General features: G+C 42.0%; 21 protein-coding genes, 1 pseudogene and 1 riboswitch. Of the genes and pseudogenes, 12 read left to right on the top strand and 10 right to left on the bottom strand.

Features of this window, described 5'->3' with window-relative positions:
* Positions 1 to 467: 467 nt before the first annotated feature.
* From AA980_RS08655 to AA980_RS08675, 5 genes are all read right to left on the bottom strand, one after another.
* Positions 468 to 1229 carry a (S)-benzoin forming benzil reductase gene (locus AA980_RS08655; RefSeq protein WP_024031027.1) on the bottom strand — a complete coding sequence of 254 codons (762 nt, stop codon included), beginning with the start codon at positions 1227 to 1229 and terminating at the stop codon, positions 468 to 470.
* Between the two features lie 93 nt (positions 1230 to 1322).
* The gene (locus AA980_RS08660) at positions 1323 to 2066 is read right to left on the bottom strand and encodes an ABC transporter ATP-binding protein (protein ID WP_024031026.1); all 744 of its coding nucleotides are present in this window, start codon (positions 2064 to 2066) and stop codon (positions 1323 to 1325) included.
* Positions 2063 to 2761, bottom strand: a complete 699-nt coding sequence (locus tag AA980_RS08665; RefSeq protein ID WP_024031025.1) for an ABC transporter permease — start codon at positions 2759 to 2761, stop codon at positions 2063 to 2065. The genes AA980_RS08660 and AA980_RS08665 overlap by 4 nt, the downstream gene beginning before the upstream one ends.
* A 75-nt stretch (positions 2762 to 2836) precedes the next feature.
* Positions 2837 to 3706: a substrate-binding domain-containing protein gene (locus tag AA980_RS08670; protein WP_024031024.1), complete on the bottom strand. Its 870-nt coding sequence runs from the start codon at positions 3704 to 3706 to the stop codon at positions 2837 to 2839.
* Positions 3700 to 4638: a substrate-binding domain-containing protein gene (locus AA980_RS08675; RefSeq protein WP_024031023.1), complete on the bottom strand. Its 939-nt coding sequence runs from the start codon at positions 4636 to 4638 to the stop codon at positions 3700 to 3702. Before AA980_RS08675 ends, AA980_RS08670 begins: the two co-directional genes overlap by 7 nt.
* Positions 4639 to 4929: 291 nt before the next feature.
* Between AA980_RS08675 and AA980_RS08680 the strand changes: the two genes are divergently transcribed.
* Positions 4930 to 5592, top strand: coding sequence for an FMN-dependent NADH-azoreductase (locus tag AA980_RS08680; protein ID WP_024031022.1), 663 nt, complete (start codon positions 4930 to 4932; stop codon positions 5590 to 5592).
* Positions 5593 to 5741: 149 nt separating this feature from the next.
* On the opposite strand, the gene AA980_RS08685 is transcribed toward AA980_RS08680, so the two are convergent.
* On the bottom strand, positions 5742 to 6524 hold the full coding sequence (locus AA980_RS08685; RefSeq protein WP_024031021.1) for an undecaprenyl-diphosphate phosphatase: 783 nt from the start codon (positions 6522 to 6524) through the stop codon (positions 5742 to 5744).
* Between the two features lie 175 nt (positions 6525 to 6699).
* Here AA980_RS08685 and AA980_RS08690 point away from each other — a divergent pair, with 175 nt between their 5' ends.
* Both AA980_RS08690 and AA980_RS08695 read left to right on the top strand, forming a co-directional pair.
* A complete protein-coding gene (locus tag AA980_RS08690; protein ID WP_024031020.1) occupies positions 6700 to 7461 on the top strand; it encodes a DUF4931 domain-containing protein in 762 nt (253 codons plus the stop codon).
* Between the two features lie 288 nt (positions 7462 to 7749).
* Positions 7750 to 8919 carry an FtsW/RodA/SpoVE family cell cycle protein gene (locus AA980_RS08695; protein WP_024031019.1) on the top strand — a complete coding sequence of 390 codons (1170 nt, stop codon included), beginning with the start codon at positions 7750 to 7752 and terminating at the stop codon, positions 8917 to 8919.
* 58 nt (positions 8920 to 8977) lie between these two features.
* Here AA980_RS08695 and AA980_RS08700 read toward each other — a convergent pair whose 3' ends face one another.
* From AA980_RS08700 to AA980_RS26245, 3 genes are all read right to left on the bottom strand, one after another.
* On the bottom strand, positions 8978 to 9316 hold the full coding sequence (locus AA980_RS08700) for a spore coat protein (RefSeq protein WP_024031018.1): 339 nt from the start codon (positions 9314 to 9316) through the stop codon (positions 8978 to 8980).
* A gap of 19 nt (positions 9317 to 9335) precedes the next feature.
* On the bottom strand, positions 9336 to 9629 hold the full coding sequence (locus tag AA980_RS08705; protein WP_024031017.1) for a hypothetical protein: 294 nt from the start codon (positions 9627 to 9629) through the stop codon (positions 9336 to 9338).
* A gap of 103 nt (positions 9630 to 9732) precedes the next feature.
* On the bottom strand, positions 9733 to 9864 hold the full coding sequence (locus tag AA980_RS26245; protein WP_024031016.1) for a YuzL family protein: 132 nt from the start codon (positions 9862 to 9864) through the stop codon (positions 9733 to 9735).
* 210 nt (positions 9865 to 10074) lie between these two features.
* Between AA980_RS26245 and AA980_RS08710 the strand changes: the two genes are divergently transcribed.
* The 7 genes from AA980_RS08710 (at position 10075) to AA980_RS08740 (ending at position 17611) form a co-directional block, all read left to right on the top strand.
* Positions 10075 to 12459 carry a 3-hydroxyacyl-CoA dehydrogenase/enoyl-CoA hydratase family protein gene (locus tag AA980_RS08710; RefSeq protein ID WP_024031015.1) on the top strand — a complete coding sequence of 795 codons (2385 nt, stop codon included), beginning with the start codon at positions 10075 to 10077 and terminating at the stop codon, positions 12457 to 12459.
* Positions 12460 to 12616: 157 nt separating this feature from the next.
* Positions 12617 to 13792, top strand: coding sequence for an acetyl-CoA C-acetyltransferase (locus tag AA980_RS08715; RefSeq protein WP_024031014.1), 1176 nt, complete (start codon positions 12617 to 12619; stop codon positions 13790 to 13792).
* Between the two features lie 21 nt (positions 13793 to 13813).
* Entirely contained in the window at positions 13814 to 15598 is a 1785-nt protein-coding gene (locus AA980_RS08720) for an acyl-CoA dehydrogenase family protein (RefSeq protein WP_024031013.1), read from the top strand.
* Between the two features lie 226 nt (positions 15599 to 15824).
* Positions 15825 to 16181, top strand: a complete 357-nt coding sequence (locus AA980_RS08725) for an arsenate reductase family protein (RefSeq protein WP_024031012.1) — start codon at positions 15825 to 15827, stop codon at positions 16179 to 16181.
* A 69-nt stretch (positions 16182 to 16250) separates the two neighbouring features.
* Positions 16251 to 16634, top strand: a complete 384-nt coding sequence (gene gcvH, locus AA980_RS08730; RefSeq protein WP_024031011.1) for a glycine cleavage system protein GcvH — start codon at positions 16251 to 16253, stop codon at positions 16632 to 16634.
* Between the two features lie 304 nt (positions 16635 to 16938).
* Positions 16939 to 17295: a toprim domain-containing protein gene (locus tag AA980_RS08735; RefSeq protein WP_024031010.1), complete on the top strand. Its 357-nt coding sequence runs from the start codon at positions 16939 to 16941 to the stop codon at positions 17293 to 17295.
* Between the two features lie 7 nt (positions 17296 to 17302).
* On the top strand, positions 17303 to 17611 hold the full coding sequence (locus AA980_RS08740) for a thioredoxin family protein (protein ID WP_024031009.1): 309 nt from the start codon (positions 17303 to 17305) through the stop codon (positions 17609 to 17611).
* A 514-nt stretch (positions 17612 to 18125) separates the two neighbouring features.
* Here the strand turns inward: AA980_RS08740 and AA980_RS08745 are convergent.
* The gene (locus AA980_RS08745; protein ID WP_034725183.1) at positions 18126 to 19043 is read right to left on the bottom strand and encodes a nuclease-related domain-containing protein; all 918 of its coding nucleotides are present in this window, start codon (positions 19041 to 19043) and stop codon (positions 18126 to 18128) included.
* Between the two features lie 227 nt (positions 19044 to 19270).
* On the opposite strand from AA980_RS08745, the pseudogene AA980_RS08750 reads away from it, so the two are divergent.
* Both AA980_RS08750 and AA980_RS08755 read left to right on the top strand, forming a co-directional pair.
* A pseudogene (locus AA980_RS08750) lies at positions 19271 to 19732 on the top strand (MFS transporter); the annotation flags it as partial.
* A gap of 133 nt (positions 19733 to 19865) precedes the next feature.
* Complete coding sequence (locus AA980_RS08755) at positions 19866 to 20222, top strand: SCP2 sterol-binding domain-containing protein (protein ID WP_024030921.1); 357 nt, start codon at positions 19866 to 19868, stop codon at positions 20220 to 20222.
* 79 nt (positions 20223 to 20301) lie between these two features.
* Positions 20302 to 20404: riboswitch (SAM riboswitch) on the top strand.
* The last annotated feature ends 36 nt before the right edge of the window (positions 20405 to 20440 follow it).

A 20440-nucleotide genomic window follows, 5' to 3' on the forward strand; every position in this document is an offset into this window, starting at 1 on the left:
GTTCACAGTGCCCGCCGGCCCTAATTTTTCCACGGAACGGGCACTCTAAGTGGTTCACAGTGCCCGCCGGCCCCAATTTTTTCTTGAAACGGGCACTCTAGGTGGTTCACAGTGCCCGCCGGCCCTAATTTTTCCACGGAACGGGCACTCTAAGTGGTTCACAGTGCCCGCCGGCCCCAATTTTTTCTTGAAACGGGCACTCTAGGTGGTTCACAGTGCCCGCCGGCCCTAATTTTTCCACGGAACGGGCACTCTAAGTGGTTCACAGTGCCCGCCGGCCTTAATTTTTCCACGGAACGGGCACCCTGAGTGTTTCACAGTGCCCGCACGCCTTAATTTTTTCACGAAACGGGCACTCTGAGCTATTCACAGTGCCTGCTTGGCGCTTTATTTCCCCGAGCCGGGCACTCAACACTATTTTTTTAAGTAAATATTCACAACATTGTTTAAAAAGGAGCCCCTTTTTCTCACTCACTCAATAAATCTTTAATATTATACACTTTCCCACTTTCAACATTGCCGCTTAGTACCAAGTCCACTAAAGCGTCCGCGACCACATCTGCCTCAAGCAGCATATTTTTTTCCTTATATTCGATAAATTTTTCTAAATCCCTAAAGGCTGTCTTTGACGAGGATCTAATTGTTTCCTGCATATTCGTATCCATGATGCCGGGACTGAAGGCGATTATCGTATTGTTGGTTTTTAATTCCACTTGCTCTAAGGCGGCCGTTTGAGTGAACATATTGATGCCTGCCTTTGAGCTGCAATACACACTCCAGCCATCAATCGGGCGAACGGCTGCACCTGAGGTTACATTAATAACCTGAATCTTTGTATTCGTTGATTGTGCTTTATTAAAAAATAAATTGCTAATAAGAATTGGCGCGATTAAATTTACCTGGATGTTGCTAATTATTGGTGTTTGATCTAAATTTCCAACCGTTTCGATCGGCTCAACCACACCGGCATTATTAAATAGAAGAATTTCCTGTGGTTCCTTTTGATAAAGACTATGAGCAATTTCCATAAAAACTTCCTGTACTTCTTTTTCTAACGAGAGGTTGCAGGAATAATGCTTATAATAAAGGTCAGTTTCTAAAGCCAGCTTTTTGATATCTTTATTTTCAGTTCGGGATACAGAGACAATCGCGATTTGTTCGTGGATAAGCCGTTTGGCAATCGCCTCACCTAACCCTTTAGATGCCCCGGTAATAACTGCATATTTCATTGAAAAATTCCCCCTTAGAACCTAGCTACATTTATTTTAAGCTTCAAGAAATTTTTAATCAAATAAAAAAGGGCAGCTCCCGAAGGAACTGCTTCAACGTGCAAGGGGATAGAATTTCTTCCACTCGTTTAGGAAGGATGCGGTGGAAGAATTAGGATGTTCTAGGACCCGAGGAGTGGGTCCGGATTGCTTAACTTCACCATTGACGATAATCGCCAGTCGATTCGTGAGATAGTTAATCTCCATTAAATCATGGCTGACAAACACAGCCGTTGTTCGGGCCGTTTCAATAATGCCCTTAAAATCTTCCATTAACTTAATTTTTGTTGGAAAGTCTAAAGCTGAAAATGGTTCATCGAGAAAAAGGATTTCCGGTTCAATAATCATTGCCCGCGCTAAGTTAACCCGCTGCGCCTCGCCTCCGGATAAATAAAGGGCGTTTTTTTTCGCCAAATGACTGATGCCGAAAAGCTCCAGCCAATGTGCCACTTTCTCTTTAATAACTGTTTTTGGCATTTTTCTTAAGGTTAAGCCAATGGCGATATTATGAAACACAGTTCCATCAAGAAGCAACGATTGCTGCAGGGCAATCGAGAACTTCCGGCGCAGCTCGAGCGGCACATTCCCCTTTGGAATGACCTCACCCCGGTAGAGAATAGCACCACTCGATTGGTTTTCAAGAAATGCTAACACCTTAAGCAGCGTGCTTTTTCCAGCACCGTTTGGTCCCATAATCCCAAGAAATTCACCAGCACAAATCTGAAATTCAGGAATATCAAGAATCGTTTTATTTTGGGCTTTATAGGTAATATTGTTCAGCTCAACTAACGGGTTCATGATATTCGCTTCCTTTGCTGTAAAAATGTTAACGCGGCCGTAATCAACAGGGCAACGGACAATAAAATAAACGACAGAGCTAAGGCAATATCAAAATTACCCTTGGAAACTTCCATTACAATCGTCGTAGTCAGAATTCTTGTATCACCAAGAATATTCCCGCCGACCATCATCGCGGCACCAACCTCGGCGATGACGCGGCCAAAGCCGGCCATGATTGCCGCTAAAATCGCAATTTTTAGTTGCTTGATTAGGATGATTAATGTCTGCATTCTTGTTGCTCCAAGTGCTTTAATTTGCAGGAGCATCTTCTCGCTGATTTGCTGGAATGCCGTACATGTCAGGCTTGTAACAATCGGTAAGCTTACTAAAATCTGTGCCATGACAATCGCTGTCGGTGAATAGAGGAGGGTTAGATCTCCTAACGGGCCGGAGCGCCATAACAGCATCGTAATCCACAGCCCTGCAACAACAGGAGGCAGCCCCATCCCGATATTAATAAATAATAATAGAATCCTGCGGCCTTTGAATCTAGTTAATCCTAGTAAAATTCCAAGCGGCAACCCGATGAGCGTACTAATCAGAATGGAAATAAGACAGACCTTAAGTGTCAGCCAGGTAATTGCAAAAACTTCCCTGTCACCGGAAAGGATCATATCAAATGCTTTTTTTATTCCATCTATTAGTAGTTCCATAAACGTAATGCCTCCAGGATTCCCTTTAGAAGTAGGATAGGAAGGGGGGCTCGAGGCCCCGTTCCCAGTTAAAAATTATTCAGTGTATTTAAAGAATAATGATTGGCCGTATTCTTTCTTGCCAAATTCCTCAATCACGTCTTGCGTTTTGCTGTCTATCATAAAGTTTACAAATTTTTCAGCGTCTTTACTATTTACTTTATCATGTTTTTCAGGATTTACTTGCATCACGTGATAGATGTTCATTAAATCCTTTCCGCCTTCAACAACAATTTGCAAAGTATCCAAATTCTTTTCCTGCGCTAACCATGTTGCACGGTCTGTTAATACATAACCTTTTTTCTCAGCAGCAACCTGTAACGTTTGCCCCATGCCTTGTCCTGTTGATACATACCAATCGCCGGTTGGTTTAATGTTTTCGGCCGTCCAGATTCCAAGTTCTTTTTTATGTGTGCCGGAGTCATCGCCGCGGGAAACAAAAGTAGCTTTGCTGTCTGCTAATTTTTTGAAGGCGGCTTTAATATCGTCGCCGCTAACACCAGCTGGATTTTCCTTCGGTCCTACTAAAATAAAGTCGTTATACATTACGCGCTTGTAGTTGATTGCATTACCTGCATCGACTACTTCTTTTTCAGCCGCTGGAGCATGAACAAGCAGGACATCGGCTTCACCTTTTGTGCCCATTTCTAACGCCTGCCCTGTCCCGACTGCAATCGTTTTGACTTTAACATTGTTTTCTTTTTCAAACATTGGGACTAATACATCCAATAAACCGCTGTCCTGTGTACTTGTTGTTGTGGCGAGAATCATTTCCGTTGGTGCTGGTTTCGGCGCTGTTTTTTTCTCTTTTGCGGCGGCGGTATCTTTTGTGTCCGTGTTTCCGCAAGCTGATAAAACTAATAGCATTAAAGCAAATAGGACTGCAAAATAACGTTTTCTTAACATGTTGTTTCCTCCGTTTTTCTAGTTTGATAAGTGATTTTTCCTAATTCTTGAATCGAATAGCCTTCTAAATCGGTTAAGCTATTTCTAAAGTTGTCCGACTGCAAGTACTCAATCAATTCTGTTAAGGATTGCTTATTTTCAGGGGTAAACCGGAATACAAGATCAAAGTTTTCTTGCGCGACTGGAATGAAATCAAGTCCTAGGTGGCTCGCGGCTGACTGAATTCCAAAGGTAACATCCGCCATGCCTCTGCTAATGTAGGAGGCTGCCGACAAATGGTTCCATTCTTCAGTATCGTAACCGTTAATTTGCCGAGGTTCTATTCCATTGCTTGAAAGCTTGGAGTCTAGTAAAAACCTTGTCCCGGCCCCTTTTTGGCGGTTAATAAATTGAACATCTTTTCTAGTCAGATCATGAAAGTCTTGAATTTTTTTCGGATTACCTCCTGCAACGATTAACCCTTGTTCTCTAGCGGCCAATCTCAACACCAAAATCGATTCGTAAACAAACAGCTGATGGATAAAAGGCAGATTATATTCCTGTGATGTTGGGTCTAATAGATGAATGGCGGCAATATCGCACTGCCCACGGTAAAGCATCATTAACCCTTCCAGACTGCCTATGTATGACGGCTGAATCTGTAAGTTTAGTGCTCTTGCCGCTTGTTTAGTGAAATGTTCGACAAGAAAATCATGACTTCCAGATAACCGAATTGATGAAGCCGGATTAATCGGCAATGGTTCTGGCACATTTTTCTTTACCGGAGCTTTTGTATTCTCCTTATATCTTTCAAGCTCGGCCTGTTCAATCCGCATTTTATTGCCAATTTTAAAGGCCTGGAGCTCGCCTCTTTTGATTAGCTCATAAACAGTATGTTTAGAGATTTGAAAGATTTGCGCCACTTCATCCGGTGTATATGCCTTGCCCTCCATAACCAAGTTCCCTCCTTTTTCCTAATCTTAAAAAAATAGTATCATATTGGATGTGACTTTTGTTAAGTTTTGTTGTGTTTCGTTTAGTTTTGTTTAGAATTGTCACGAACTGTTCAAAATATCTTAGAATGCAATCATATTAACGAGATAAGTTTTTAAAAAATAAGGGTCTCATAAGTAAGAAATTCACAATTTTTTCATAAACTTCACGGTTTGTTCAATGGTGAGCAAGTAAATTTGAGGTAGTATAGTAATAGAGAAAAAATTAGTGGTAAAAGGGAAGGGATGTACATGTCAAAGCTTATTTATATTACGGCCAATCCAAAATCAGATAGTAAACTTTCAAAAGGAATGCAGATTGGCGAAGTATTTTTAGAGGAGTTCAAAAGCATCCAGCCGGATGTTGAAATTGAGCATATGCACTTATATGATATGGATATCCCGGAAATCGATATGGACTTATTATATGGGCGTGCGAAATTATCCTTTATGGGCTATACAAAAGAGCAGCTTAGTGAAGCGGAGAGGACGAAGCTGGAAAAAATGCATGCGCTCGCTGATCGCTTTATTGCTGCAGATTATTATGTATTTGTGACACCGATTTGGAATCTCGGCGCCCCGGCTATCTTAAAATCGTTTATGGATTGTCTATTTATTGCTGAAAAAACGTTTACGAACACCGCCGATGGACCTAAAGGACTGCTAACCGGCAGGAAGGCGATTCACATTCAAACGCGCGGCGGCATTTATTCCAGCGGTCCGATGGTCGAATTTGAAATGGGGGACCGCTATTTAATGAAGGCGTTGAAATTCCTTGGCTTCGACCTAATTGAAACGGTTGTTGCCGAGGGAATGGACCATTATCCAAAAAAGGCACCCGAAATTATCGCCAAAGCGAAAGAACAAGCAGCCGAAGCAGCAAGAGAAATGGCAAAACAAACAGTTACATTATAAAAAATGGCGACTCGAAAGCTTCGAGTCGCTTTTTTGCACCGGTATAGCTATTTAATTTGGGAATCCAGCAGTTTATTTGTGAATCTAGGGTGTTTATTTGCGAATCTAGCAGTTTTATTTGCGAATCCATTTTACCTGGCCACATCAGGCTAGAATTTACCTGTAAATTGGAAAACTAAAACAAGTAATCCTAACGCCCAGACATAGTACGCGAAAGGCTTCAATGAATGTTTTCTCAAATAGCCAATCATCCACTTAACCGCGATATACCCGAAGATGGCAGAAGAGACGATTCCAACGAGCAAGGCAGATAAGGATATTTCTTCCCCAGCACCGCCAAGTAAATCCTTCGTTTGCAGGACAATCGCCCCGGCAATCGCAGGTGTTGATAAAAGGAAGGAAAAGTAGGCAGCCGTTTCACGGTCCAATTTACGCCAAAGCGCAGCAACAATCGTCATCCCGGAACGAGAAATCGCCGGCATAATCGCAACCGCCTGAAAGGTGCCAATGATAAACGCATCCTTATAGCTGATATTGTCCATTTTTTTATGGCCGTTTTTCGCGGAATCAGCAAGCCACAAGAATAACCCAGTCAGTAAAAACTCCCAGCCAATCGTAACCCCTGTCTTCGAAATTTCATCTATATAATCCTTAAAGGCGAGCCCGAAGATAACGGCGGGAATCGTCCCGACAATCAGCAAAAACGTTAATTTACTAAACGGATTTTTAATAATTTTTATAAATTCAGCCTTATAAAATACAAAAACAGCAAGTAATGTCCCGACATGCAGCATCGTATCGAGCAAAAGCCCCGCTTCCTGTAAACCAAATAAATTCCTGCCTAAATAAAGATGCCCCGTACTACTAATCGGCAAAAATTCCGTTAGCCCTTGGATAATTCCGAGAATAAGTGCTTCCAGTTTTGTTAACATAAAAAACCTCTCATTCTAAAATAATGATAAGCCTGTACTATTAATAGATATGCATTGCAAATCAATTTAATGAAACTTTGATTTACCGATGAAATTAATAAAACAAAATTGGTGCAAATGTACCCTCTTCTCCCATAAAATAGAAATATCCAAGTTTGAGAGAGGAGTAACGCATTTGGCAAATACTCATCTGCATTTTAATACGTCAATCGGTGTCAAAAAGCCGGAAAATATTCGAAATAAGCAGCAGGCTTGCCCTTTTTGCGAACGAGACCAGCTGAACGATCTCATCGCTGTCGATGGGCCGATTATTCTGTTGAAAAATAAATATCCTGTTTTGGAAAATGCTTATCAAACGGTGTTAATTGAAACGGATGATTGCTATGCTGAATTATCGACCTACACAAAGGCGCATTTACATAGGCTGATCAAGTTCGGCATCAAGCATTGGCTGGAGATGGAGGAAACCGGCAGCTATCGCTCGGTTATTTTCTTCAAAAACCATGGACCATTGTCGGGCGGAACGCTTGCCCATCCACATATGCAGATTGTCGGCTTACATGATATTGACTATAAAGAAAAGCTAACTCATGAAATGTTCGAGGGAATCGTGATTGCTGCAGTGGATGGGGGTCCCAAATTTACGTTGTCGACAAAGCCGCGGGTAGGATTTTATGAGTTTAATATCGAGATGGAGGATTCCAGCTATCACGAAAGCTTTTCAGAATACCTGCAAACGGCGGTTCATTATATTTTGAACCATTTTCCATTCAAGGCATCGAGCTATAATGTCTTTTTTCATCATTTTGATAATAAAATCTATGCGAAGATTGTCTCACGTTTTGTGACAACTCCGCTTTATATCGGATACGGCATTCCCCAGGTGCCGAATAATCTCGAGTGGATGGCGGATGAGGTAAAGAGAATTTATTTTTAAAGAAGAAAAGTTTTTACTTTGAGAAATGTCTAGTTCCAGCGCCCAGCGGCTAGTAGACTTCGCTCTTCTCCCTACGATAAGTCAACATCGGTTCGCTTACGCTCACCGTGTTTCCTTTATCTCAGTCGAAGCGCTCCAGTCTATACGCCGCTAAGCGGGCGCTTTCGCTTTTCGATGTAGGACATTGGATGTAAATAAAACCATTCATGGTTTAGAAGTTGTGATTTCCTGTTTTTAAAAATATAATGAAGGAATGTAAAGTTCTTTGTTAAGGTGGAGACTAGAAAATTGACTTCAAATAAAAACTCAACTTCTAAACTGGATTACAGTCTTGTTCTTATATTATTGCTTTTGTTTTTGGCGAGCTGTGCCGCGATTTATAGTGCTCAATCAAGCGGGCAATATGATCGAAACTTTTTAATTTTTCAAATTGGCTGGTATGTTGCCGGCTGCATCATCATTGGGGTTGTAATGACCTTTGATTCTGACCAGTTGCGGAAGCTTACCTGGTATGTATATGGGTTTGGACTTTTGCTCCTCATTCTATTAATCCTTGCACCGGATTCGATTGCGCCACGAATCAATGGCTCAAAAAACTGGTTCAAGCTTCCTGGAATTGGTACGATACAGCCCTCAGAGTTTGTAAAAGTATTCCTCATCCTTGGCCTTGCATGGGTTATTGACCAGCATCATCAAAAAAACATGCTAAAGACGATTCAAACTGATTTATGGCTGTTAATCAAGATGGGTATCGTAACAATGGTACCGTTATTGCTGATAATCAAGGAGGACTTGGGAACAGGGCTTGTCTTTCTGGCGATTTTATTAGGGATGGTTTTTATTTCGGGAATTACCTGGAAATTGCTAGTTCCGATATTCTCAGTAGGTATTGTAGTTGTGGGAACAATTTTTTACTTTGTGTTATGGAATCCGGCAGTTCTAGAAAAATATCTTGGTGTGCAGGAATACCAATTTGGCCGGATTTATTCATGGCTTGATCCTTATAATTACCAAAGCTCGACAGGCTATCAGCTGACCAAATCGATGCTTGCAATCGGTTCAGGACAGACGAGCGGCAAAGGCCTGGGCAACCGTGAAGTATATTTGCCAGAAAGCCAAACGGATTTTATTTTTAGTGTTGTTGGCGAGGAGTATGGCTTTGTTGGTGCCAGTGTGTTAATCAGTTTGTTTTTCTTGTTGATTTACCATATTACCAAGGTCGGAATGGAAACAAAGAATAACTTTTATACTTATATTTGTGTCGGGGTTATCAGCATGATTACCTTCCACGTGTTCCAAAATATCGGTATGACGATTGGCGTGCTGCCAATCACCGGTATTCCGCTTCCATTTATCAGCTACGGGGGGAGCGCGCTAATGGGGAATATGATGGGTCTAGGTTTAATCTTTTCAATCCGCTACCATTATAAAAAATACATGTTTTCGACAACAGCATAGTAGTATTAATCAACGCAGAAAAAAAGCCGGAGGAAAAAATTCCCTCCGGCTTTTAACTTTATTGCATTGTCCCGCCGCTCGCAAACTGATTCGTATACCCCTGGAACTGCTGGTATGATTGCTGCAGCTTTTGTTGGTCGGCCTGCTCAATCGCATACCAGCCTTTCCTGAACATCAGATCATAAAGATCACGCTGGCATTGCTGTGTTTCCGTGAAAATCTGCATTATGTCCTGGTACAATCCTTGATGGCTAGCTTCATGCATTGCCACGCCATACGAGCTGGTCATATATTTTTCTGTTGTCAGTAAATCATTAATGAAATCGCGCTCGTTCATTTGCGGGGTTTTCGGGACTTGTGTTTCCGGATTTTGAATCTTTTGTTGATTCTGGTTCATAAAATAATTCTCCTCCTAATTACTGCATATTATTCAATGGCTGCTGCTGACTTGCGTGTGCGCCTAGATGCTGAAGCAACTGCTGGTAATGACGCTGATGCATTTGGCCGCACTTTTCTGCTTCTGCCTTCAGCTCGGGATCCTGGCACTGAGCCGCAAAAAAGTGTGCTTTCTTGGCAGAGAGTAAATTCCACGACATCATGTCAGTTAAATAAAGCGAATCCTTTGTTGAAACGACTCCTGGCGGCTGCTGCATCGTCATTTGCTGGTTCTGCATGTTCATGTTTGGCATGTTCATATTTTGCTGCTGCATAATAACCCTCCTGTTTAAGTCAACTATTTACGATTATATGGTCTCTCAAATAGGAATTTTTATACAATAATAAAAACAGGCTGAAGCACTCAGCCTGTTTTCACTATCGCTTGTACTGGTTATTCTGGCTGTTTTGTTTGTCTTTCCCAGCAGCTTCGTATCCCGGGCCGCCATTGCCCTTCACACTAGCGGCACTTACACCTGCTTTGGAAGGATCCTTTTTCACTCTCGCCATCGTTATCACCTCAGGGAATAGCTTGCCCAACAAAGACAATTATCTTTCGAAAAATAAAAGTTCAAAAAATTTCAATTTTCCGCACTTAACTGTTGCAGGAATTTTCAAAATCTTTTATAGTAAAAAGTAGCAGAACTCATTCAATTATGAATTTTTTTTGACAAAAAAATGAATGAGCATTCATTCAAAGTGTTGAAGGGGGAGACAATGTTGAACCAATTGATTAAAAAAGCAGCAGTTCTTGGGTCCGGGGTAATGGGCACAGGAATAGCCGCCCATCTAGCAAACATCGGTATTCCAACATTATTATTGGATATTGTGCCGCACGAATTAACCAAAGAAGAGGAAGCAAAAGGACTTACATTAGCAGATAAACAGATACGCAATCGTATCAGTGCTGCCAACCTTCATAAATTATTAAAGCAAAAGCCGGCACCACTGGCAGTTAAGAAGAACATTGCGCTTATTGAAGCAGGAAACCTCGAAGACGATTTAATAAAGCTGAAAGATGTTGACTGGGTGATCGAAGTGGTCGTAGAAAACCTCAATGTCAAAAGACAAGTTTTTGAAAAAGTCGACCAATATCGTAAGCCTGGCAGCATTATCAGCTCCAACACATCTGGAATCTCAGTGGAAGCGATGGTAGAAGGACGTACCGACGATTTTAAAAAGCATTTTCTAGGAACACACTTCTTTAATCCGCCGCGCTATCTGAAATTGCTGGAAGTGATTCCGACACAATATACGGCACCGGAAGTCCTTTCGTTCATGAAAACCTTTGGTGAAGATGTGTTAGGAAAAGGCGTTGTTGAGGCAAAGGATACACCAAACTTTATTGCCAACCGAATTGGCACTTATGGCCTCCTTGTTACCGTCCAAGAAATGCTAAAGGGCGGTTACAGCGTTGGTGAAGTAGATTCCATCACTGGTCCGTTAATTGGCCGTGCGAAAAGCGCCACCTTCCGCACGCTCGATGTTGTCGGATTGGATACCTTCTATCACGTTGCCAATAATGTGTATGAAAAAGTCGAAGGCAAAGAAAAAGAAGTTTTCGCAGTACCGGAATTTATGAAGAAAATGCTTGATAATGGATGGTTTGGAAGCAAATCCGGACAAGGATTCTTTTTGAAAAAAGGCAAAGACATTCTTGAGCTCGATCCAGTAACATTAGAATATGGTCCACGCAAAAAGCTGTCTACGCCTTCTGTTGAGCTAAGCAAGCAGGAAAAAGGCACAGCCAACAAAATGAAAGCGCTTGTATACTCAGGTGACCGTGCCGGACTATTTTTATGGAATACTTTATCGGCTTCACTCGTATACTCTGCACTGCTTCTTGGTGAAATTGCTGAGACAATCGTCGACATTGACCGTGCAATGAAGTGGGGCTTTGGCTGGGATATGGGTCCTTTTGAAGTATGGGATGCCATAGGTGTTGAAAAATCCGTCAAAAAGCTGACTGAAGCCGGTGTGGAAGTTCCAGGATGGGTGACGGAGATGTTAGAAAAAGGAAATTCATCCTTCTATTTAGAAGAAAATGGCGAGCTGTTCTTCTATCATAACGGTCAATATAGGCTAGTAGAAAACAATCCAAAGGCAATCGACCTGAAAAAAATCAAGAAACAAAAAGGTGTAATTAAAAAGAACAGCGGTGCGAGCTTAATAGATCTTGGCGATGGCGTTGCGCTGTTAGAATTCCATTCACCAAACAACGCAATTGGTCTCGATATTGTCCAAATGATAAATTTTGCGGTTGATGAGGTTGAGAAAAACTATAAAGGTCTTGTCATTGGCAACCAAGGAAAGAACTTCTGTGTCGGCGCAAACCTTGCGATGATGTTAATGGAAGTGCAGGACGATAATATTTATGAACTTGATATGATTGTCCGTCACCTTCATAACGCCTTGTTGAAGGTAAAATACAGTTCAAAGCCGGTTGTCGCTGCTCCATTTGGGATGACGCTTGGCGGCGGAGCAGAGGTATGCCTGCCGACAGCACATATCCAAGCATCAGCCGAAACGTATATGGGTCTTGTCGAAGTGGGTGTTGGCCTGCTCCCTGGCGGCGGTGGAAATAAGGAGCTTTATATGAAGCACTTAGAAAACCTGCCAAACGGAGTCCCATTTGACTTGCAAAATGTGGCCAACAAAGTGTTTGAAACGATTGCAATGGCAAAGGTTTCAACTTCTGCTGAAGAAGCACGGGAGAATAATTTCTTAGATGCTTCAGATGGAATCAGCGTCAATAGTGATCATCTAATCCATGATGCGAAACAAGCCGTCCTGTCGCTGCATGAACAAGGCTATAAGCCGAAAGTGCGCAGAAAGGTTCCGGTAGTAGGGGAAACTGGCTATGCGACTTTGCTGCTTGGTGCTGAAGCGATGCGCTTATCCGGCTATATTTCTGAGCATGATTTAAAAATTGCTAAAAAAATCGCTTATGTAATCGCCGGCGGTAAAGTGCCGTTTGGAACCGAAGTCGATGAGCAATACTTATTAGATTTAGAAAGAGAGGCTTTCCTAAGCCTGATTGCAGAGCCGAAATCACAGCAGCGCATGCAGCATATGCTTGTGAAGGGGAAACCGTTAAGAAACTAATTTTTATATGAGGGGTTTGACCCCACTGTCAAAAAATGAAGAGCACGGGGTCAGACCCCTCTGACAAAATCTCGTGATATAAAAAGTTAGAGGGGTCTGACCCCTGACAAAAATAGAGTCGTATTTTTCGAATATGAAAGAAAGTGAGGGAACTTGCATGAGAGAAGCGGTAATCGTTGCCGGAGCTCGTACCCCGGTTGGTAAGGCAAAGAAAGGAACGCTTGCCCATGTTCGCCCTGATGATTTGGGAGCATTGGTGGTAAAGGAAACATTAAAGCGTGCTGGAAATTATGAAGGAAATATTGATGACTTAATCATTGGCTGTGCAATGCCGGAAGCAGAGCAAGGCAATAACATGGCCCGCAATATTGGAGCATTAGCAGGGCTTCCATATACTGTTCCTGCGATTACCATTAATCGTTTCTGTTCTTCAGGATTACAGGCAATTGCCTATGCGGCGCAGGGAATCATGCTTGGACACACTGACACGGCTATCGCAGGCGGTGCAGAATCGATGAGTCTGATCCCGATGATGGGGCATGTCGTCCGTCCAAATATCAAACTAGCAGAAACAGCACCGCAGTATTATATGGGCATGGGCCATACCGCTGAACAAGTAGCACTGAAGTATGGAATTTCCCGCGAAGATCAAGACGCTTTTGCGGTAAGAAGCCATCAGCGTGCAGCGAAAGCAATTGCGGAAGGCAAATTCGCCGATGAAATTGTCCCGGTCGATGTGACGGTCCGCACTGTTGGAACTGACAATAAACTTGTTGAAAAAACAATTCAGTTCTCACAGGACGAAGGGGTTCGTCCCGATACAAATTTACAAACACTTGCAAAACTTCGACCTGCATTCTCGGTAACCGGTTCAGTAACTGCAGGAAATGCTTCGCAAACAAGTGATGGAGCTGCCGCACTAATGGTAATGGACCGTGAAAAAGCAGAATCGCTTGGTCTTAAACCATTAGCAAAATTCAGATCGTTTGCTGTTGGCGGCGTTCCCCCGGAAATTATGGGTGTTGGTCCGGTGGTAGCAATTCCAAAAGCCGTCAAGCTCGCTGGTCTTGAGCTTTCAGACATTAACCTTTTCGAATTGAATGAAGCCTTTGCCTCGCAATCATTACAAGTAATTCGCGAGCTTGGGCTAAATGATGAAATCGTCAACGTAAATGGCGGCGCAATTGCCCTTGGCCACCCGCTTGGCTGTACGGGAGCAAAGTTAACGCTGTCACTCATTCATGAATTAAAGCGCAGAAATGAACAATTCGGTGTTGTGACGATGTGTATCGGCGGCGGGATGGGTGCTGCCGGAGTATTTGAGTTACTTTAACAAGATTAGGAGGAGATTTCCATGACAAACGAAACAAAAAAATTCATTAAAGGCGGCAGCTTTTTAATCGAAGATATTTCGTATCAAGATATGTTAACACCGGAAGACTTTACCGAAGAGCATTTAATGATTGCCAAGACAGCTGAAGACTTCGTTGAAAAAGAAGTTCTTCCACAGCTTGAATATCTAGAAAAACATGAATTCGATCGGACTGTAAAGCTGCTTAAAAAAGCAGGCGAGCTTGGTCTTTTAGCGGCAGATGTACCAGAAGAATATGAAGGCCTCGCCTTAGATAAAATTACTTCTTCCCTGCTTACGGAAAAAATGTCAAGGGCTGGCGGTTTCTCGCTTTCCCACGGAGCTCACGTTGGGATCGGTTCACTGCCGATCGTGTTATTCGGGAATGATGCGCAAAAGAAAAAGTATTTGCCTGCTCTTGCTTCAGGTGAACAGCTTGCCGCCTATGCATTAACCGAGCCAGGCTCAGGTTCCGATGCCCTTGGAGCAAGAACAACTGCAAAATTAAACGCCGAAGGTACACACTATATCCTAAATGGTGAAAAGCAATGGATTACCAATGCCGGCTTTGCCGATATCTTTGTAGTTTATGCAAAAATAGATGGCGAGCACTTCACCGCCTTTATCGTGGAAAGAGAGTTCCCGGGCGTTTCCACTGGCGCTGAAGAAAAGAAAATGGGGATTAAGAGCTCATCTACTCGCACACTTATTTTAGAGGATGTTCCTGTCCCAGTTGAAAATTTATTAGGTGAATTCGGCCGCGGCCATGTGATTGCTTTCAACATCTTAAACATTGGTCGTTATAAATTAGCGGTCGGCGCTGTCGGCGGTTCCAAAGGTGCATTTGAAATGACCGTAAAATACGCAAATGGCCGCCAGCAATTCAAAACACCAATTTCTCAGTTCAATTTAACAAAAGAAAAATTCGGCACGCTTGGCTCGAAGATTTATGCGGCAGAAAGTTCCGTGTACCGTACAGTTGGATTATATGAAGATAACCAAGGCAAGCTTTCAACAGAAGATGCCAAAGATATTAAAAAGGTTGCGGGTTCGATTGCTGAATATGCGATTGAGTGCTCGGTTAATAAATTCTTTGCCAGTGAAGTGTTAGATTATGTCGTCGACGAAGGCGTGCAAATTCATGGCGGATATGGATTCATGCAAGAGTACCCAATCGAAAGAGCCTACCGTGATTCCCGCATCAATCGAATTTTTGAAGGAACAAACGAAATCAACCGTCTATTGGTGCCAGGCACCTTCTTGAAGAAGGCATTCAAAGGTGAACTGCCATTATTCCAAAAAGCACTGGCGCTCCAAGAGGAACTAATGATGTTAATGCCGGAAGAGCCAGGCGATGAGCCGCTAGCGCAGGAAAAACATCTTGTCAAAAATGCGAAAAAAATTGGCTTATTAGCAGCAGGATTGGCCGCGCAAAAATTTGGCAAAGCGCTTGAAAAAGAGCAAGAGATACTCGTAAATATTGCTGATATTGCTTCAAATGTATACGCCATGGAATCTGTAGTCTTACGAACCGAAAAGGCGATTGCTAAAGACGGCTTAGAAAAAAACAATCAAAAGCTTCTATATACGCAAATCTTCTGTCAGGAAGCATTCAATAAAATTGAAGCAGATGCTAAAGAAACATTAATAGCGATTGAACAGGGCGATACACTTCGGATGATGTTGTCGTCACTCCGCAAATTTACACGTCATACACCAATCAATGTAATCGCGAAAAAACGTGAAGCAGCCGATGTGATAATCGAAGCTGAGCGTTATATCGTCTAAAAGAATTGAGCCCCTTCATTTGGAGGGGCTTATTTCGACGTATAGCTTTTCTAGCAGGAATTAGTGCTTGTTTTCTAAATAAAATAATTTTTGTCAAAATGATGCAGGATTTTTTCGAAATTAGTCGAATTTCTTTGGTGAAGACTGCAATACTTTTTGCGTTAGAAAAAAGTTATGGTAATATTCAAGTGATGCATAAATGTTAGGCAGGAGGGCGGTGAAACGAATGTCTCTGACATTTTACTGGTATCCAAAATGCGGTACATGTCGAAATGCGAAGAAATGGCTGGATGCGCATCATCTGCCTTATGAAGAAGTACATATTGTTGAAAATCCTCCGTCGCGTGCGGAATTGCAGGGATTTTTACAAAAAAGCGGTCTGGAATTAAAGAAATTTTTTAATACTAGCGGTTTAAAATACCGCGAATTAGGGATAAAAGACAAAATGAAAACTGCTTCTGAAGATGAACTGCTTGATATCCTTGCATCTGACGGCATGTTAATCAAAAGGCCGATTTTAACCGATGGAGAACACGTCACAGTAGGCTTTAAAGAGGAAGAGTACGAAAAAATGTGGCTGTGATCATTTACTAACGGAAATCGATTTATTTCGATGATAGATTTTAGAAAAAACAATGGAGGGATTTTGCTAATGAGTACACCAAAAGAATTACGTTATTCCGAAGAACATGAATGGGTAAAGGTTGAAGGGGAAAGAGTGCGCGTCGGAATCACTGACTTTGCACAGCATGAACTAGGCGATATCGTATTTGTTGAGCTGCCTGAAGTCGGCGATGAGATTTCGGCTGATGAACCATTTGGCAGTGTTGAATCTGTTAAGACCGTTTCTGAGCTTTACGCACCAGTAAGTGGCAAAGTAGTGGAAGTAAATGAAGATTTAAGCGACAGCCCAGAATTTGTTAATGAATCACCATATGAAAAAGCATGGATGGTTGTCATTGAACTATCTGACTCAAGCGAGCTCGAAAAGCTGATGACTGCTGAACAATATGAAGCAATGACTAATGAAGGCTAAATATAATTGGAAAAAGCACTTTTCAAAGGTGCTTTTTCTCTTAGTCGATAGGAAAGTAAACTTTCCAATCAGACATAAGTGCAACTACGCCTCATGAACCGCCTAACGGTTCGCCAGTCGGTGAGTTTTCTTTATTTTTCCAACATCACTTCTGCTTTAAATTGGGAAGAATATAATAAAGTCGGACAAATTCCTATTTTAAATATAACAATAGTGCTATAGTTAACATACTAAGAAGAAAAACACACGAAATTAATATTTTAGAATATGTTAACATAAACAACTTCTATTACAGGTGATGGATATGAATGATTCGTATGTTGACAAAGTTCTTATTGTTGAAGGAAAGTCAGATAAAAATAAGGTAAAGCGGATTGTGAAGGAACCAGTAGAAATCATTTGTACAAATGGAACCATCAGTTTTACGAAATTAGATGAATGGATCGAATTTCTTGAAGACAAGGATGTCTATATCCTTGTTGATGCGGATAAAGCTGGCGAAAAGCTTCGCAAGCAATTTAAACGGGAATTTCCCCAAGCTGAACATTTATATATTGACCGGATGTATCGCGAGGTCGCAACTGCCCCGGTGCACCACTTGGCGACCGTTCTAATGGGCGCGAATATTGATGTTCATACAGAGTATTTAGAAATGGGTTAATGAGCATATGAACGAATGGAATCGAAATAATTTAGCTGGATTTCTTGATGATCAAGAAAGCGGATTGCTATATTTTTATACTCCTCTATGCGGCACCTGTCAGGTTGCTTCAAGGATGCTAGTTGTGCTTGAGGAACTTGTGAAGGTTAATATGGGAAAAATGAACTTGAATTTTTATCCCGATATTGCCGCGAATTTTGGCATCGAAAGTGTCCCATGCCTGCTAATTGTGCAAAAAGGCAAGGTGAAAGAAACCATTTACGCTTTTCATTCCGTGCCATATTTACTTGAAAAAACAAAACAATATCTCACTTAAGCAGATGCGGAGCGCATCTGTTTTTTTTGCAATTTTAAAAGCGTCGACCGGGCACTGTGAAGGAGCCAGAGTGCCCATGTTAGGAGAAAAAAACATCAACCGGGCACTGTGGAGTAACCAGAGTGCCCATGTGAAGAGAAAATCAACCGGGCACTGTGGAGTAACGAGAGTGCCCATGTGAGGAGAAAAAAGCATCAACCGGGCACTGTGGAGGAAGCAGAGTGCCCGTGCGAGGTGAAAAAAGTATCAACCGGGCACTGTGTGGAGTAGCCAGAGTGCCCATGTGAGGAGAAAAAAGTATCAACCGGGCACTGTGGAGTAGCCAGAGTGCCCATGTTAGGAGAAAAAAGCATCGCACGAGCACTGTGGAGTAGCCAGAGTGCCCATGTGAGGAGAAAAAAACATCAACCGGGCACTGTGGAAGAGCCAGAGTGCCCGTCGAGCTTGATAAAATGGTTGCTCGGGCTCTGTGAAGCGCTCAGAGCCCCCAACTAAATCCTTAAATAAGAAAGATTTATTTCAACTTTAAAAAATTATATTCTTTCTTCCCTACCGCATTATAGTTCTGCACCAAAACCCTCCGTATCGTCTTCATAGAATCCACTACCTGAAACCAATCATGAACCAGAACCGTGGTAATCTTTATATCCGGAAAAAGCAGCTTTAATTCCTCCACACTCCGCAAAATAGCGTGATCAAGCAGTTCCTCGTGTCCACAAATCGCGCATACAAGTTTCCTATCAACAACACTCGTCTTCAGTGAGTCGCAAACAGCGCAAAGGGGTCCCTTATTAAGTTGTGCATAGGTATATGGCGGCAGCTTGTCATACGGAAGAACAATCTGATGCATAGAGACTAAGTGATCAGCCAGCTTTTTGTGAGACCCATTTAACCGTGATGGTCGCATATTCAACTTTTTCATAAAACGGTTGAGCTGGTTAGGAAAAATTATTGGTTTATTTAGAGGGGCCTGAAAACAATGGAATTCGGGGTTAACAAAAACAACATATGCCTCGATCGGAATTCGATACCCATAATGCTGTAGCATCTGACGGAGTAAGGACTCACCTCGTTCAAGCTGCTGCAGCGGATTCTTAATTTCCTTGTCTTTTTTGGAAAACGTATAGAACCTGTCATTTTCAAAATAATAGTCACCTTCATAATTTTTTACCTCAAAGTAATATAAAGGTTCTTGTGTAAGCATTAACGAATCAATTTGAAATTTACTGCCGTTATGTTCCAGCAGTAAGTCCTTTAAAATATAGCTTGAACATTGAAGTTTCTCCGTTAATGAATCAAATTTGACTTCCCCTTCAAAACCCTTATCGAGGTTATGAAGGCGCTGCATTTCTTTTTCTCCGAGGGTCATTCTTGCGTTTAGGATTCCTAGAATAATTGCTTCAACTGGTTTAGAACGAGATTTATAACTCATTTTCCACTTCCTTTCTAATCTCATTTTATAAAATAATCTCCCGCAATCGGCATTCATATTTGAATACTTTTCAACACTTTGCCGAAAAATTCAGCCACAACCGAAATATATGAAAAATCTAAACCTTCCCTCCTGCATTATGATACTTAGGGATCCAAAATAACCATCCTAGGGGGCGAATACGAAATGGCCTTCTATCATAATTGGGCTGCACAATTTAAAACCCATTGGGGCAGGCAGCAACCGCCTTGGCGATGTGTATCGGTCCGCAAGTCGTCAAGAAAGTCGGGGACGTGAAGGCGGTAGTTTATTTACAGCTTGCATCGCTTCCATTCCTATTATTAACAGCCTATATAGAACATTTATGGCTGGCAGCCCTTGGTTTCTTATTCCGCCAAGCATTGATGAATGCCGGGAACCCGATTCAAATGTCGTTAATGATGTCGAAGGTGAGCGACTCGATGGAGGGGCTCGCCAACTCCGTCAACCAAATGGTGTTTAATTTAGGGTGGGCGTTCATGGGGCAGGTTTCGACAGGAATTGTCGTTAAGTACGTTTCGTACTGGGGCTATGCCTATGTGTTTACAATAACTGCTGGATTATACTTAATTGGTTCGACGTATTTCTTCCTAGTATTTAGAGGATTCACCGTTAAAAAAGAACCGGCAGCATCTGCCAAAATTTCATAAAGAAGCGACATATTTCTCGGGAAATTTCAAAAAACTGCCAAATTGCGCAATAAATTGTCGAGTGATAATGAAAGGATTCCGCCAATTCTTGCTGAATAAGTAATGTAAAAGCGAAAAGACCGGAGTGGTGGAAATGATGGAAGCGGTAGAAGCATTTCTAGCAAAAATCAAAGACCAGGGGCATGTCCTGCCCTTAATTCATCAGGCGAATTTACAAATTAACCTACGCTGTGAGGGGCAAATGATGCAGTTAATGATCAAAAATGGCAGTACCATGATCTTGCAAAACTCAGAAGCACTACAGACAAAGCACGAGATTAGCGGATCGCCTAACGCTATGAAACAGCTGCTTGAGGGAACATATAGGCTGCGGGTTCTCGAACAGCAAGGGCAGCTAAAGGTTTCAGTACCACTAAGAAGCACTCTTTTACTAGAATCGGTCTTCTTTTTAACAAAAGCACAGAACAGCCCACAGGCAAAAATAATTTAAACAAAGTTATTGACTCGGAATTAATCTTGATGTAAAGTATTATTTAAATATTCTATTAATAAACACAATTCAATAAGCATTCTTATCAAGAGTGGCGGAGGGACTGGCCCTACGATGCCCGGCAACCGGTTAATAACACGGTGCTAAATCCAGCAGAGCAATTTAGCTCTGGAAGATAAGAAGAATGGACCCCCATCTTCTTATGAAGAGGGGGTTTT

The sequence above is a fragment of the Neobacillus vireti genome (genome assembly GCF_001026695.1).
GTDB lineage: Bacteria > Bacillota > Bacilli > Bacillales > Cytobacillaceae > Neobacillus > Neobacillus vireti.